Raw genomic sequence first — 16,124 nt, forward strand, 5'->3', positions numbered from 1 at the left:
AGCAGATCACATGCAAGATAATGATTATGAGCAAAATATACACTTTCCCAATATTGAGTTAATTATTATAATCATTTAATTTTTCATTTTTAAAACCTTAAGCACCTCAACTTCGTAATAATAAAAACCAACAAACATTTGACCGTTAAGAAATTAAGAACATTAAAATGGAAGTCGACTGCCTGTTCACAGATTAAAACAGTACGTTTTGTTCATTTTTTATTTTTTTATAAAAAAACCGTTACATTGTTTAATTTGATCATAAATTTTAAACTCAAACATTGTGCATCCTGTACTGCTTAGAAATAATGTGAAAATCCTTGGCGAAGGTAGCCAGGTTATTGTATTTGCCCACGGCTTCGGCTGTGCGCAAAGTTCCTGGAAATTTATTACAGATGCTTTTCTGAAAGACTATAAGGTAATCCTATTTGATTATGTAGGATCAGGTGATTCAGACCTAAGCCAATATGAGCAACGGAAATATGCTACTCTTGAAGGATATGCCTGTGATGTAATTGAAATCATAGAAGCACTTAATTTGAAGAACATTATATTTGTTGGACACTCAGTTAGCAGTATGATCGGCATGATTGCCGCATTACAAATGCCTGAAGCATTTAAAAAACTTGTTTTTATTGGTCCTTCGCCAAGATATTTAAACGATCATAACTATATCGGCGGATTTAATGCAAACGATATTGAAACCATTTTTGAACATATTGCCCATGATTATGTAGCCTGGAGCAAACAATTTGCGCCAATGATGATAGACAGCCCTTCTAAGCCCGAACTAGCTGATTTTTTAGAGGAGTGTTTTGAAGCTACAGACCCAAGTGTGGCCCTGGCCTTTGCAATGGCCACCTTTAAAGCAGATTACAGAGACAAATTAAAAAACCTCGAAGTACCAAGTCTTACCTTGCAAGGTACTAACGATGTCATAGCTCCTTTATCGGTTGCAGAATTTATTCATAAAAATACGCCAGACAATTTTTTGGTTGTTATGAAAGCCACTGGTCACTTTCCACATATTAGCGAACCAGAAGAAACAATAAAGGAAATAAAGAACTTTATAGAAGATCTCAGTTCAAAATCAGCATCAGATCATCGGCATACGCCAGAAAATTTCGCTCATCATTAATTTAAAACATGGTAACAAAGAAAGTATAGGTTATGGACCAAAAATGCCTTCACTTCTTTTCTAAGCTTTTTGCATAATCATCGCAATTAATTATATCCAATGAGGCTATCTTATAAATATAGAACTATCATCCTGAGGGTTAATTTATTTTATAAAAATCAATATAAATAACAGTATTACTATGCGTACCCCCTAGTTACCGTCATTTCGAGCGGAGTGCAACGCAGTCGAGAAATCTAACTAAATAGATCTCTCCACTTCGCGTTGCTCCGGTCGAGATGAAGACCACTCTATTGGAGTCTGTCAATGGTAGCTTATCGAAGGGCTTGTTTTAAATGCTTAACAAGGCGTTTCGATACTTCTTCAAGCTCAGTCCATGCTGAGCTCAACGTGACAAATTCAAGTGAATTACAATTTATGATACAGCCTCTAACCCACCGTCCTCAATCGCCTGCAAACGTACATTTAGTTTAGCCTCCACCATTAACATAAATGGTTAAAAACAATTTAAAGGCAATACCTTTAGTTTTTCATATACCCCTTACTGCCAGATAATTATTAATCATTTCTTTAGATGTAATGCTAAAAAGTTCCCCCTCGTGGCATAAGTCATAAATAGAATAACGCATAATTAACTGACTATACAATGAACAAAATGAATAAAATATATATTTTCTGAAATCCGACCCAGTTTTCTTCACGTATATAAGCCCATTCGTCTCTGATTTCTTGTCATTATTTACTTTAATAAATACCCAGGAACTAGTCAGAACTTATATTAATTCAACATTATTCAATAAAATGTATCCTATTATCCATAAAAAATAAAATGAACAGAATTAAAACAATTGCAATTTTGGCCTTTGCCATCTTCTCGGCTTATACAGCTGGAGCACAAACATTTAAGGAGCCTGTAAGCTATAAACTTAAAAATGGCATGAACATTATCATCTCTGAAAACAACAGGTCGCCAAAGGCTTATTCCAGCTTTACTTTAGATGCTCAAGCATTCAGTAATCAAAAAGATGGCGTAGTTGAGTTATTAAATGCCGTATTAAATGAAAATGTGAGCAAAAATGCGAACATCAGTTTTAAAGATAACAGTGGCAAACTGGCTACCGCCAATGCCGATCTTACAAAAGATTTAACTGAAATGGCTTCTTTGATCCGGAATGCCACAATCGATCAAAAAACTTTCAATATTGCAAAAGCTAAATTGATAACCAGCTTACAAACAAACGATTATGATTACGATCAATCGGTAAATGAAAATTCGATCAATGCATTAACTTTAGCGGATGTAAAAAGTTTTTATAGCCAGATATCTCCGGAAAAAACGTTTTTAACCATTGCAGGTGATGTAGAATTAAATACAGCCAAAGCTTCAGCAAAAAAAGCTTTTGGCAATTGGAACCGAATACAAGAACCTGCATTAACTGCAGCAAAGTAATATTAAAATTAAATTCAGGCCCTTTGATTTTGCTCAAAGGGCATTTTTATGCCCAAAATGTTACAAGAGATTGAATTTAAGCGACACGTATTCAAGAAATCATTCAATATATTCGTTTTAAATAAAGCATCATTTCTGAAAACCGACAGATGAAAAAAACATACTCACTCCTAATTTTTTTTACCATAAGTGTATCTCTACAGGCCCAAGTTGTTGTTAACCGAAATCAGGATATCGATACGATGGTTAAAAACGTAAATCAGGATTCGCTAAAATCATATATCAGTAAAATGGTTTCTTTTGGAACCAGAAATACGCTTAGCGATATTAAAAGTAAAACCAAAGGAATTGGAGCCGCCAGAAATTGGGTGGTAAATAAGTTTAATCAATTTGCAAAGCACAGTGATGGCAGGCTTACCGCGTACCTGGATACCATTACATTTAAACCTGATGGAAAAAGAATAGACCAACCCACACTTTTGGGCAATGCTGTAGCTATACTAAAGGGCACTGATGCAAACGACAAGCGCGTTTATGTAGTGAGCGGACACCTCGATAGCCGGGTTACCGATGTAATGAACAGAAGCAGTGATGCACCCGGCGCCAATGATGATGGCAGTGGTGTTGCCGGTGTAATTGAAGCTGCAAGGATTATGAGTCAGTATAAATTTCCGGCCACCATCATATTTGTAGCCGTGAGCGGTGAAGAGCAATCTTTATTAGGCTCCGGTTTTATGGCTGCAAAAGCAAAAAAAGAAAACTGGAATGTAGATGCCATGTTAAACAATGATATGATTGGCAGCAACAACAGTAGCGAGACACAAATCATAGACAATACCAGGCTCCGTGTATTTAGTGAGGGTTTACCAGGTTTCGAGCTGGATAAAAATGCAAAATCTATCCGCCAGTTTGGGTTAGAGAACGATGGTAAAAGCCGTCAGCTGGCCCGATACGTTAAAGAAATAGGCGAGCGTTATGTAGATCAGTTGGAAGTTAAATTAATTTACAGAAATGACAGGTTTCTGCGCGGTGGAGACCATACCCCATTTGTAGAAAATGGATTTACCGCGGTACGCATAACCGAAATGAACGAAAATTTCGATCACCAGCATCAAGACCTTAGAACAGAGAAAGGCATTAGGTATGGCGACCTTCAGGAATTTATGGATTTCGAATATTTACGTAAAAATACAGGTGTAAATATTGCAGTTTTGGCCAATCTGGCCAAAGCGCCATCTAGCCCAACCGAAGTAAAAGTTGATGTTAAAAACCTGAGCAACTCTACTTTTTTATACTGGAAAGCACCACTTAATGGCACAGTAAAGGGTTATTATGTTTTAATGCGCGAAACCAGTAGTGCCGTTTGGGAAAAGAAATTTTTCACTTCAGCTACTGAATTGAGATTGCCTTATAGTAAAGACAATTACTTATTTGCTGTACAAAGCGTTGGGAATGATGACAATGAGAGCTTGCCTGTTGTCCCAGGCATTGGCCGGTAATAAAACATTTAGGATTTACCATTGTTTAAACTCAAATTTATAGCATGAAATTTAAACCGGTAGCTTTTGTTATCAATATTGCCATCACGCTGGGTATAGGTGCTTTAGGTGCATGGGCGACACTTCAATCTGTCAAAACCTGGTATCCAACATTAAAAAAACCTTCTTTTAATCCGCCAGATTGGCTTTTTCGCCCTGTTTGGACAACGTTGTATGTACTTATTGGTATTGCAGCTTATCTGGTCTGGATAAAGCGCGACAAAATTGTTCATTTTCCAAGAACGGTTGCCATTTACCTCATCCAGTTAATTTTAAATTTAGGCTGGTCTTTCATTTTCTTTTACCTACACGAAGTTGGCTTTGCGCTGGCTGAAATTATTTTACTGTTAATTTTCATTATCATCAATGCAGTTATGTTCTATAAAATAAACAAATGGGCAGGACTGATTTTTATTCCATATTTCATTTGGGTAAGTTTTGCCACAATTTTAACTTATAACATTTTCATATTGAACTAATTTTAAAAGAAAACCCTATTTTTAGAGAGTGGTAACTTTTAAAAGATATTTGCTGATACTGTTCGTTCTGTGCTGTAGCCAATTGCAGGCGCAAAAGGTAGGTCTTGTATTTAGCGGAGGCGGTGCGAAAGGATTGGCGCACATTGGCACGTTAAAGGCTTTAGAAGAAAACCACATCCCCATTGATTACATCACCGGCACATCGATGGGTGGCATTGTTGGTGCTATGTATGCTGCAGGTTATAGTCCTGCAGAGATTGAAAAAATTGCGTTGAGCAATGACTTCCAAAATTGGGTAAATGGCCGGTACACAAGCGACTATACCTATTATTTCCAGAAAAATGCGCCCAATGCCTCCATGCTAACTGCAAAAGTGGCTATTGATACCGGTTTTCATTTTAGTTTCCGCTCTAACCTGATTAATGATATTCCATTAAATTTTGCTTTTCTTGAGCTTTTCTCTCAGGCTTCTGCAGTATCAAAAGACAATTTCGACAACCTTTTTGTTCCCTATCGCTGTATGGTGGCCGATGTGCTTTCGCAAAAAAGCATAACGGTAAGCAAAGGAAGTTTAGCTGAAGCAGTTAGGGCAACTATGACAGTACCCATTATCTACCGCCCAATTAAATTAGACGGAAAATATGTTTTTGACGGTGGACTCTATAATAATTTCCCTGCCGATGTAATGGAAAGAGATTTCAAACCCGATTATGTAATTGGTGCCAATGTTTCTTCTAAAACGTATAACGAGTACCCTAAAAACATCGACGATCGTTTAATGAACCGTTTTCTGGTATACATGTTTCTATCCAAATCAGACTCTACCATGATCGGTAAAAATGGTGTATACATTCAGCCCGATTTAGCTACTTATAGCACAACTAATTTTGCCCCAGTAGAAGAGCTGATCAAAAAAGGATATGATGCAACCATGGCCGATATGCCAAGAATTAAAGCGTTAATCAGCAAAAGAGTAAGCGATGAAGAAATGGCAAAAAGAAGAGAAAAATTTAATGCAAAAAAACCTGAATTAAAGTTTAGCAACGTTACCGTATCAGGGGTTAATGCACAACAAAAAAAATATGTAGAAAGGCTTTTTAAAAGTGACAAAACCACTTTCGATCTAAAGGATATCAGAAGGGGCTATTACAAACTGGTTGCCGACCAGACTTTCGAGACGGTGTACCCTAAAATTTCTTATCAGGCCGCCACAGACAGTTATACCTTTGAGGTGGTTGCACAACCTAAGAAGAGCTTTAAACTCGAACTAGGTGGCAATATATCCACCAGGCCCATCAGCAATGTTTTTTTGGGTGCCCAGTACAATTACCTCAACCGGAAATCGTACACTTTCGGAACCAGCTTTTACTCCGGTCGTTTTTACGAATCGGTACAGGTAAATGGCCGGGTAGATTATCCAACCAGACTTCCGTTGTTTCTCGCAGGCGAGTTAACCTACAATCACTGGAATTTCTATAATACCAGCCAGATATTTATCGAGAACCCACATCCTATTTATATCGAACAATCAGACCGAAAGATTGACCTGATGATGGGAATGCCCCTGAATTACAACACTAAAGTCGTCCTCCATGCTACATTTATCAACAACAACGACCGTTATAGTCCAAATAATACTTTTGCAGTAGGCGATTTATTAGATCAAACGATATTTAATGGCTTCAGAGGCTCATTAAATTTAGAAAAGAACTCCCTTAACCGGAAACAATATGCCACCAACGGGCAAAGTTTCTCATTAACTTTTAATTATACCACGGGCCGTGAGAACTACAATCCAGGTAATATTTTCCGCAATACCGCGGGTTTTGTAAAAATTCCCGGGAGTAGCCAGCTGCAACATTGGGGAAGCATTAAGCTTAGTCAGGAAAACTATTTTTTACACCTTAAAAAATATACTTTGGGTTATATTGTTGAAGGCGTTATTTCAAACCAACCCTTATTTAGCAACTATTACGCAACACTTTTAACCGCTCCGGCCTTTTACCCGCTGCAAGATAGTCGCTCACTATTCCTGGATAAGTTTAGAGCCAGCACCTATGCCGCCGGTGGAATAAAAAACATTTATAATGTTAAAAAAAATCTCGATTTTAGATTGGAAGGATACTTATTTTTGCCACATAAAGAGTTTGAGCTAAACAATTTCCAGGATGTAGATTACGCAAAAGCGATTACAAAATTACGCTATGCGGCCACTGCAGGTTTAGTTTATCATTCTCCACTTGGCCCCGTAAGCTTAAGTTATAATTTATATAATGATGCGGTTAAAAGAAATGGTGTATTATTGCATATCGGTTATTTAATTTACAATAAACGTTCTATCGAATGAAACGAATCTTAGTCTTATTATCCCTGTGTTTAATCGGCTTTTCCGGCTTTGCCCAAAATGCAGCAATCAATAATTTTCTGGTAAAAGAAAACCTGCTTAAAAACAATAAACTAGCCATTATTGCAGCCGATTCGTTGAATAACCCAAACGAAAATATAAACGGAACCTACACCTTCAGCGTAAGCGGTTTCACGCAGATTTTAAAATTTAACGATGGTATTGCCGTGCTGCCACTGCCAATCGATAAATCTACATTCGTTTACATTAAACACCAGAACGATACCGGTACACACAGCAAATTGGTATATGTGTATAAAAAAGATACCGATTTAAGTCCTTACGCCATAAATAGTTTGTGGCTATTTATCATTCCCATAGCACTCATTATCATTGCCTTCGCCTTCCGCAAACTGATTATATTTGTGGTGATTGTATTTTTGGTATTTGTATATTTTAACCACAGTAACGGGCTAAACCTTTCTACCTTTTTCGAAAGTATTTTTGATGGGTTGAAGAACCTCGTCTGATGGTTTTATCTGTGGTGTCTGATGTTTCCATCTGACACTAAAAGAAATATAAGCATTAAAAAACAAGGAATTGAAATAGTAGCTGAAAGCTCGTAATGGCTACATCTATTTTTTTTAGAAAAGCTGCTGCTGTGGTTCTTCGGTTCCGCTAGTCCCGCCCTTTGCTTAACCCCGATAAATCTTCGAAAAATTAAATTGCACTTAATCGGGATAACGCTGTCGGTCGGGTTTATTTCACCCCGAATAGTAGCACATTTTAAGGCCCTTAAACCCGATCGAAGCGGGATGCCGATTTTTCATCGGCAGAAGCGGGAGCGGGACTGCTGTAAGCTAAAAGCTTCTGAAATTGCTTTACAAACAAAATGGGTTCAGCAGACAGCAATAATCAGTCTCGATTTACTAATTTTTTTAGTAAATTTGATTTATGGAAAATCTATTTTTAGTGTGTATAGTCCCTCCAATTTCTATTGCAGAAGACATCAACGAGATCAGAACCTACATTTCAGATAAATTTAATGTGCATGAATCATTAAAACGCCCGGCTCACATCACCTTATACCCTCCGGTAAAACTTTCAGCATATAATGCAGAAAAAAGTTTTTTCAAAGCTTTAACAGATGCTTCCTTTCATCAACCCTTTACACAAGTGCTCCGAAATTTCAATTCATTTCCGGAACATACCTTTTATATCGACGTTGAACAAAATGAAGGATTAATCCTCCTGGAAAAACAGATAACCAAAGCACTACAACCTTTAAAATTGATCGAAAAAAAAGAAAAATTCAATCCACATTTAACTTTGGCTTTCAGAGATGTAAAACCACCCGTTTTCAAACAGATTTCTGCTGAATTTAAAGACCGTAAATTTAAACGGGAATTCCTGGTTTCATCCTTTTCTGTTTACAGGCATATGGATAAAAGATGGCAGCCCTTTAAAGAATTTTCTTTTAAAGATGCCGATACAAAACCCAAAGCTTTAAGCCTTTTTGGTTAATTAAAATGGCATACCTATACCAAAATTGTACTGTATAAAACGATAGGTATCAGGCCCATGTGTAGCATTATAAGTATCTTTAAAATCTCTCGCTCCGGATAAAAACTTACTTATCACCCATTGATCCGAACCCGAGAACTGGGGGTCTTTAAGCTTTAAGCCCACATCAAACCTAAATACAAAATATTGCACATCGTATCTCAGTCCTACACCTGTTCCAACAGCCAGCTGTTGTGCAAATTTACTTAATTTAAATACGGTTTGTTCATCAAGTGTTGGAGTTGCAACGAGAATTGATTCGCCTTTACGTAGATTCCATACGTTACCAATATCAACAAAAGCTGCGCCTTTTAGTGTTGCCCCAAAAAATTTCTTGGCCACGGTAAAACGGTATTCAAAATTCGTCTCGATCCGCATGGTTCCAAGCTGATCAAGGCCAAAAAATGCCCGTCTTAGTGTATCACTCCTTAAAAGCCCCCTATCGTAGTTACCAGGCCCAATGGTTCTTGCCTGCCAGGCCCTTATTCCGCTGGATCCACCAGCAAAAAACTGCTTTTCGAACGGAATACCTGTTAACACCGAATTTCCATAGGCATAAGCTACACCTGCGTTTAAACGGGCAACAAACTGCCGCTCCCCGCCCAGGTGTTTGTACCACCTCAGGTCAACCTCAGGGCGCATATACTGGTTAAATGGCAAGCCCAATATTTTTGCAGGATCGTTGTTTGCAGGATCGTTTTTATTTCCGCTTAATTTGGATATGCCCTGCAACATATTTCCCGCAATGTCCATCCCTGCCCTTAAATAAACAAAAGACCGGTATTCATTTAGCTTATTTGCATTTAAGGTATAAGTATATTTCATTCCCAGGGTTAAATCTTTACGCCCTAACAATGTTGAGTAGTACAGGTTATTCAATACGGTTTGAGCATCAACATTAGGATCTAAATTACCAAAACGGTATTCGAAATTTAATGGGGTAAAAGAGTGTAACTTAGATTTGGTTTCAAACCAATCGTAAGTGATCGAATTGATAAAAATTCTTCTTACTGATACATCTTTTTGCAAAGCATAAATATAACTGCTTGAAAAAGTAGTGTGCGGCATTCCATTGCCACCCAAAACCGGATTGTAAAAAGGAATCATTAATCTGGGTACCGTAATACTGGCACTGATTGAAAAATCGCGCTGATAAATATCACTAAAGGGCTTAGCGCCGTTGCCAATTCTTGATTGCAAACCACCTTTTACCTGAAGTTCAAATCGTTCTGCTCCTCTGAAGATATTGTTATTGGTATAGGTATTTCCTAGCGTAAACCCTACTGTACCTCCATTAAACGGCACCTCACCTTCAACACGGTTAGTCATTACTTTTTGTGGAATAAGCTGGATTACAGCATTTACTTTATTTGAGGTACTGTCTCTCCTGAAATAATCGATTTTTACATTTTTAAAAATATTGAGTTCATATAATCGATCGTAAGTGAGGTTTTCATTTCGGATATCGTAAAGTTCGCCCTGCTTCAGAAAATCATACCTCACAATCGGGTTTCTGCGGTAGCGTTTGGAAAAATCCGTAAATATGATGCCGTTAACCGTGTCTTTGCTGAGCTTATAACGCACCGAATCAGGAAAACCATCAGGGTTAGGTGCAATAATCATGTGGGTATATCCAATATTGAACTGCTTATGTTCGCCATCATTAGGGTTGGCTACATTCAGGTTGAGATCAATTTTATTGGTTTTAGAAGTAGGCTCCGCACCGTAAACGTCGAAATTCACATACGGCCTTAAGAAATAAAAATATCCGTTTTCTTTCATGATGCGGTAAATCTGTTCCCTTTCATACGTTAAAGAGTCTTCATCGTACTGCATTCCCTTGTGTAAATGGGTTATTTTAGCCTTATTCGATTCGTAAAGGTTTTTAATATTTGTATTTGGTATCGAATCGGAAAGTTTATCAATAAGATAAGCAGGCCCGGGTTTTGCACTGAATACAATTTCAGCCTTTTTATCTGCAATCTTTATAGCAGAAGTTACTTCGGCCTGGCGGTAGCCCTTACTTTTTAAAAATTTCTGTATCTGTGTTCTGGAAATTTCGACCAATGTGCTATCTAAAATGGCTGGAGGCGTACCAAACGGCTTAATGTCACTGGTTTTATACCGGCCATCTTTAGTATTAAACAGGTTATATAACGGCACCTGAATACTCAGCTTAGAAGCCGGCCTGATATCTTTCTGAACATAGTTATAAGCCTGTTCTTCAAATTTAGCATCAACACTATCAATAGTTACCTTTTTCACTATCGATTGATAGTCGGCAATGTATTTAGTTGATGAGCAGGCCTGAATTAAAACAATAATAAATAGTAATATTGCAGTGCTTTTCAGTTTAATATTTATTGAGTTTTGGTATGCTTTCAAAATCACAGATTAGTTTTATAAAATCGTTACATCAAAAAAAATATCGTAAAGAACATGGTTTGTTTATTGTTGAAGGTATAAAATCCATACAAGAATTTTTCCAATCAAGCTACCAGATCCACACTATATTTTACAACAGCGAACAATACAATTTGTTACCCAAATTACCCGCAAATATAAACTTATTTGAAGTAAAGAACGTCGAATTAGACAAGATTAGTACGCTGCAAACACCACAAGGCTTTTTAGCGTTGGTCCACATCCCCAAAAACAAGGAATTAGATCTAAAAGAGTTGAAAAATGAGTTCACTTTGGTGTTGGATGGTGTTCAGGATCCAGGCAATATGGGCACCATTATCCGTACGGCAGATTGGTTTGGTTTTAAAAATATCATCTGTTCTGCCGACTCTGTAGAAGTATTTAATCCAAAAACAGTACAGGCCACCATGGGCTCTTTGGCACGGGTAAATATTTATGAAGCAGATTTGCCAGCATTATTAGAGAAGAATACCATTCCTGTATTTGGAGCACTGTTAGATGGGGAATCGATTTACAAAACGCAATGGGGAACTGAAGGATTGGTGATTTTAGGTAATGAAGGAAAGGGAATATCAGCAGAAGTGATCAAAAAAATAAATACACCGGTTACCATTCCAAAAATTGGGGAAGCAGAATCTTTAAATGTAGCCGTAAGTGCCGCAATCTTTTGCGCTGAGTTAGTGAGAGTTCGAAATTAAATTGAGATATTATTTGCAGGCTAACTAATAATTGCTATTTTTGCAGCCTTGAATTTAAGGGTCGAGTGGCCGAGTGGCTAGGCAGAGGTCTGCAAAACCTTCTACAGCGGTTCGAATCCGCTCTCGACCTCCATTTGTACAAATAAAATAATTAAAAGGTTATTACCATGGCAGTTACCAGATTAAAAAGAAAAGACAGAAGAAATAAAAATACAGCTCACCAAGAGGTGGCTTTTTTAAAGAGAGCAACTAACATCGAGTTAGGAAGCCGCTCTGCACAACCTAAAAGCGATCAATTAGCTAAAAACAATGCTGTTTTAGCTGCTTTGGCAAAATAGTTTTTAGAAATTTCTTCTTAAAGATTTAAAGCATCCTTCTGATCAAAGGATGCTTTTTTTATACGTTAGTATTTTTGATACTCACAATATTAATTGTAATTCCAAGCCTCTTTTCTAATTCAATCGTCATGCTGAACTTGTTTCAGCATCTTTCCTGCAAGATAGACCCTGAAATAAATCATCTTTGGTGAGCTCGCTAAGGCTCGGTTCAGAGTGACGACGTATGCCAACAACCTAAAATCTTAACTTTATTCTATTAGATTTACGAATAGATTTACGAAGACACATGAATCTTACAGAAACTCTTTCAAAATTAGAATCGCTCGGCGAAGAAAAAGTCCGTGCCATGCACGTAAAAAATGGTGCAAGAGAAAATATTTTTGGCGTTAAAATGGGCGACATCAGGACGCTAGCCAAAAAGATCAAAACCGACCACGCGCTTGCGCTTCAACTCTGGGAAACAGAAAATATTGATGCAAGGTTGCTGGCCATTTTAATCCTTAAACCAAAAGCGCTGTCTGCAGAACAGATTGAGCAAATGGTAGCATCAGAAAATTTTACCTGGGCAGCCGACTGGTTTTATAATTATGTGGTTAAAGAATATCCTGAAAAGGAACAGTTCAGGGAAAAATGGATGAATTCAGGCAATATTATGCTGGCCCGTGCAGGCTGGAGCTTAACCAGCGGACGTATAAGCAGAGCGCCCGAAGGAATAAACATTGCATCAATTCTCGACCGGATTGAAAATGAAATGCCTAAAGCAGCTCCAGAAATCCAATGGACGATGAATACCACATTGGCTCAGATTGGCATTAACCATCCTGACTATAGAGAAAGAGCTATAGCCATCGGCGAAAAACTTGGCATATATCGTGATTACCCTGTTTCTAAAGGCTGTACTTCGCCGTTTGCACCAATATGGATTAATGAAATGGTAAGCCGTCAGAAGTAGTTTTTTTGCCTCGCAGAGCAATATCATAAGTTAAGCTGAAAACAAAAAACATTGACATCCTAACGGATAATTTATTTTATAAAAATCAATATGATTGACAGAGGGTTCTATTACTATCTTCCGGCTAGGAATCGTCATTGCGAGAAGGCTTTTTCAGCCGACGAAGCAATCTTACAACGATCGCTAACAGCGTGCGCTTTAAGATTATTCATTTTTGCAGTTGCTTTTAAAGGCCTTCATGAACTCACTTCGTTCGGTTATCTTCGTACCTCGCAATGACGACCTTTCTTTAAGATATGTCAACACTAGCCAGCATACGCTGAGCAAAGTCAAAGTGAAGGATTTTTTTGCTGTTTTAGACTAGTTAGGCCCTAAATAAGCTATCATTGACAAATTCTAAATCAGAGCGTCATCTCGACCGAAGCAACGCGTAGTGGAGAGATCTTTGAACTATATTAAAAGATCTCTCCACTACGGAGATGACGATTTATTGTAAACCAGGCATCCAGTTCATTTGTTTATTGACTAAATGTAACTTATATCATTGACACATTCATTAAGCAACATTATAAATATCTATAATTAACCTAAGTAGATTGAATAGCATATTACTAACACAAACCTTTCATTATAAACCCGATAGTAGCGTAAAACCCGCAGGCGAGGAACGAGCCAAGGCTTTGAAGCGATAGCGGGACTATCACCTCCCATGGAATACTGACATTCATTTCCAAAACCTGAAAGCAGTTGGTTTTATAAAATAAACTAATCGTCACACCAAGAAAACGTATAGTAAGATTTTTTTTTACGAAAACAAAAAGAAGCCTTCAGACATTAATACCTCCAGATTAAACTATAAGGCGCTCTTAAACTAACGCTTTACAGATGCTTTTGATTAAACCTGGCCCCTCATATATAAAACCAGTATACAATTGAATTAAAGATGCACCAGCATCTAATTTCTCTTTTGCATCTTCTGCCGAATGTATCCCACCTACCCCAATAATCGGGAAAGCTTTGTTTGATTTTTCTGATAGATAACGAATGACTTCAGTAGAGCGTTCTTTAACTGGTTTCCCACTCAATCCGCCGGTTTCAGCTTTTAAATGCTGTTCAGTGGCCAGGTTTTCCCTGCTGATGGTGGTATTGGTGGCAATAATGCCTGCAATCTTCGTTTCTGCTACAATCTCTATAATATCGTCTAATTGCGCATCAGTTAAGTCTGGCGCAATTTTTAACAGAATCGGACGTGAAATATCGTTTTTACGGTTGCGCTGTTGTAAGGTATTCAGAATTTTCTTCAGGGGCTCTTTTTCCTGCAGTTCGCGTAAACCTGGCGTATTTGGCGAACTTACATTTACCACAAAATAATCTACCACATCAAAAAGACGATCGAAACATTTAATATAATCGCTTACCGCATCTTCATTTGGCGTAGCCTTGTTTTTACCGATATTTCCACCCACTACAATATCAGGATGTTTATCTTTTAACAAGCGCAAACGCTCAGCCATTACATCTACCCCTTTATTGTTAAAGCCCATCCGGTTGATTAAAGCTTCATCATTAGGTAAACGGAACATACGGGGTTTATCATTTCCGGGCTGAGGCATTGGTGTTACCGTACCCACTTCGATAAATCCGAATCCTATATTACTAAGTGGTTCCACATATTCACCGTTTTTATCAAATCCGGCAGCCAGGCCAACGGGATTTCGGAACTTTATTCCAAAAACCTCACGTTCCAAACCTTTAATGTGTACATCAAAACTGCTACGGATAATGGTTTTACCTAGTGGAAATTTATCATTAAACCACTTTAACCGCTTGACTACAAAATAATGTACATTTTCAGGGTCAAATTTGAAGAATATTGGTTTAATAAGGCGATACATGGCACGAAGATAAGAACTTAATGGGAAAAAGGAAAATGGGACAGTTTTCAGTTATCAATTCTCAGTTATCAGTGAACTAATGACTAATGAACCAATGAACAATTAAACTCCTCATCCATTTTCCTTTCCATCATTCTAATATCCTGCTGTAAACTGCTCCTGGTGATGTGCTTTATTTTCCAGCTCATCAGCAATAACAATCGCTAGATCTTCTACAGATAAAATAGAACGGCCTTCTTCATTAAAAACCGGGCTTGTTTTACCCAAACGGTACTTACCGGTACGACCAGTGGTGATACCCTGGTGCATCTCAATAGCCGGACTAAAAAACAACCAATCTAATTCTTTCTCTTGCTTTAGCGTATTAAAATAATCTCTTACTGCTGTTGCACCTGGCTTGTATTCGGCAGGGAAGTTCGGCCCATCTACGATTTGGTGCCCATCAATCTGCAAAGTACCTGCTCCACCAATAAAAATATAACGTTTAACGCCCGATGCTTTTACAGCAGCCTGAATGGCATTTGCACCCTCTACTGTATCGTTATATAAATTTGGATTGGTCCAGCCTGCGTTAAAAGCACTTACCACCGCATCAACTCCTTTCAAAGCTGCTGCTAATTTTTCGGTTTCTAAAACATCGACAGCGATTTTAGTCACTAGATCATCGTTATTTTCAATTTTGGCGGTATCGCGTGCAATGGCGATCACTTCATTTCCACGACTTACTAATTCGTTCAAAATGGCTTTGCCTACAAATCCGGAGGCTCCAATTAATGCTACTTTCATATTATTTAATTTTTATTAATGTATTATGTTAAATTGTAATGTTTTTTATTACAGTTATATCCAAAAAAAAATTAGTCAAATGCCGAGGCAAAATCTGCCAATGTCTGTTTTGATAAATTGGCGATCAGTGCATTCTCTGCATTGCTATACAGGGAATCTAAATGTTGATTGATCTGTCTACCGATCGGACATTTAGGATTCGGTCCATTTTTATGTTGCCCCAACACATTGCTGCTTCTAACCGATTGGTACACTTCGCCCAGATTAATATCTTTGGCACTTTTAGCCAGAAACGAACCTCCACCCTTACCTTCTTTACTTTCAACAAAACCATGTTTCCGTAAATTCATAATTTCCTTGCGTACCAAAACGGGATTGATATTGATACTTCCGGCCAGGTACTCTGAACTCACAACACCACCTTTCGCCTCATTTAATAAGGTTAAAATGTGTAGGGAGATTGGAAACCGGCTATTGCTCATTCTGTAATTATTTTTATTACAGTACAAAAGTAAGAAG

At 37.8% G+C, this 16,124-nt stretch carries 14 protein-coding genes and 1 tRNA gene; 11 read left to right on the forward strand and 4 right to left on the reverse strand.

Annotation, left to right across the window (positions count from 1 at the left end; genetic code table 11):
* The first annotated feature begins 283 nt into the window (after window positions 1-283).
* From BCL90_RS21335 to BCL90_RS21365, 7 genes are all read left to right on the forward strand, one after another.
* A complete protein-coding gene (locus tag BCL90_RS21335; protein WP_121287016.1) occupies window positions 284-1,138 on the forward strand; it encodes an alpha/beta fold hydrolase in 855 nt (284 codons plus the stop codon).
* Between the two features lie 829 nt (window positions 1,139-1,967).
* On the forward strand, window positions 1,968-2,588 hold the full coding sequence (locus tag BCL90_RS21340; protein WP_121287018.1) for a peptidase M16 family protein: 621 nt from the start codon (window positions 1,968-1,970) through the stop codon (window positions 2,586-2,588).
* Window positions 2,589-2,737: 149 nt separating this feature from the next.
* Window positions 2,738-4,087, forward strand: coding sequence for a M28 family metallopeptidase (locus BCL90_RS21345; RefSeq protein ID WP_121287020.1), 1,350 nt, complete (start codon window positions 2,738-2,740; stop codon window positions 4,085-4,087).
* 44 nt (window positions 4,088-4,131) lie between these two features.
* On the forward strand, window positions 4,132-4,605 hold the full coding sequence (locus BCL90_RS21350) for a TspO/MBR family protein (RefSeq protein ID WP_121287022.1): 474 nt from the start codon (window positions 4,132-4,134) through the stop codon (window positions 4,603-4,605).
* Window positions 4,606-4,654: 49 nt separating this feature from the next.
* On the forward strand, window positions 4,655-6,952 hold the full coding sequence (locus tag BCL90_RS21355; protein WP_244095109.1) for a patatin-like phospholipase family protein: 2,298 nt from the start codon (window positions 4,655-4,657) through the stop codon (window positions 6,950-6,952).
* Window positions 6,949-7,479, forward strand: a complete 531-nt coding sequence (locus BCL90_RS21360; protein ID WP_121287023.1) for a hypothetical protein — start codon at window positions 6,949-6,951, stop codon at window positions 7,477-7,479. Before BCL90_RS21355 ends, BCL90_RS21360 begins: the two co-directional genes overlap by 4 nt.
* Window positions 7,480-7,903: 424 nt before the next feature.
* Complete coding sequence (locus BCL90_RS21365) at window positions 7,904-8,473, forward strand: 2'-5' RNA ligase family protein (RefSeq protein WP_121287025.1); 570 nt, start codon at window positions 7,904-7,906, stop codon at window positions 8,471-8,473.
* On the opposite strand, the gene tamL is transcribed toward BCL90_RS21365, so the two are convergent.
* Window positions 8,474-10,897, reverse strand: coding sequence for a translocation and assembly module lipoprotein TamL (tamL, locus tag BCL90_RS21370; protein WP_121287027.1), 2,424 nt, complete (start codon window positions 10,895-10,897; stop codon window positions 8,474-8,476).
* On the opposite strand from tamL, the gene BCL90_RS21375 reads away from it, so the two are divergent.
* The 4 genes from BCL90_RS21375 (at window position 10,888) to BCL90_RS21390 (ending at window position 12,924) form a co-directional block, all read left to right on the forward strand.
* Window positions 10,888-11,634: a TrmH family RNA methyltransferase gene (locus BCL90_RS21375; protein ID WP_121287029.1), complete on the forward strand. Its 747-nt coding sequence runs from the start codon at window positions 10,888-10,890 to the stop codon at window positions 11,632-11,634. The genes tamL and BCL90_RS21375 overlap by 10 nt on opposite strands.
* A gap of 59 nt (window positions 11,635-11,693) precedes the next feature.
* Window positions 11,694-11,767 (forward strand) — tRNA-Cys (locus BCL90_RS21380).
* 34 nt (window positions 11,768-11,801) lie between these two features.
* Window positions 11,802-11,972, forward strand: a complete 171-nt coding sequence (locus tag BCL90_RS21385) for a spore protein (RefSeq protein WP_121287031.1) — start codon at window positions 11,802-11,804, stop codon at window positions 11,970-11,972.
* Window positions 11,973-12,258: 286 nt separating this feature from the next.
* On the forward strand, window positions 12,259-12,924 hold the full coding sequence (locus BCL90_RS21390; protein WP_121287033.1) for a DNA alkylation repair protein: 666 nt from the start codon (window positions 12,259-12,261) through the stop codon (window positions 12,922-12,924).
* Window positions 12,925-13,790: 866 nt separating this feature from the next.
* Here BCL90_RS21390 and BCL90_RS21395 read toward each other — a convergent pair.
* From BCL90_RS21395 to BCL90_RS21405, 3 genes are all read right to left on the reverse strand, one after another.
* Entirely contained in the window at window positions 13,791-14,819 is a 1,029-nt protein-coding gene (locus BCL90_RS21395; RefSeq protein ID WP_121287035.1) for a quinone-dependent dihydroorotate dehydrogenase, read from the reverse strand.
* A 135-nt stretch (window positions 14,820-14,954) separates the two neighbouring features.
* Complete coding sequence (locus BCL90_RS21400) at window positions 14,955-15,605, reverse strand: NAD(P)-dependent oxidoreductase (RefSeq protein ID WP_121287037.1); 651 nt, start codon at window positions 15,603-15,605, stop codon at window positions 14,955-14,957.
* A 71-nt stretch (window positions 15,606-15,676) separates the two neighbouring features.
* The gene (locus BCL90_RS21405) at window positions 15,677-16,087 is read right to left on the reverse strand and encodes an Rrf2 family transcriptional regulator (protein ID WP_121287039.1); all 411 of its coding nucleotides are present in this window, start codon (window positions 16,085-16,087) and stop codon (window positions 15,677-15,679) included.
* Window positions 16,088-16,124 lie beyond the last annotated feature (37 nt).

The organism is Pedobacter alluvionis (genome assembly GCF_003664035.1).
GTDB classification, from domain to species: Bacteria; Bacteroidota; Bacteroidia; order Sphingobacteriales; family Sphingobacteriaceae; genus Pedobacter; species Pedobacter alluvionis.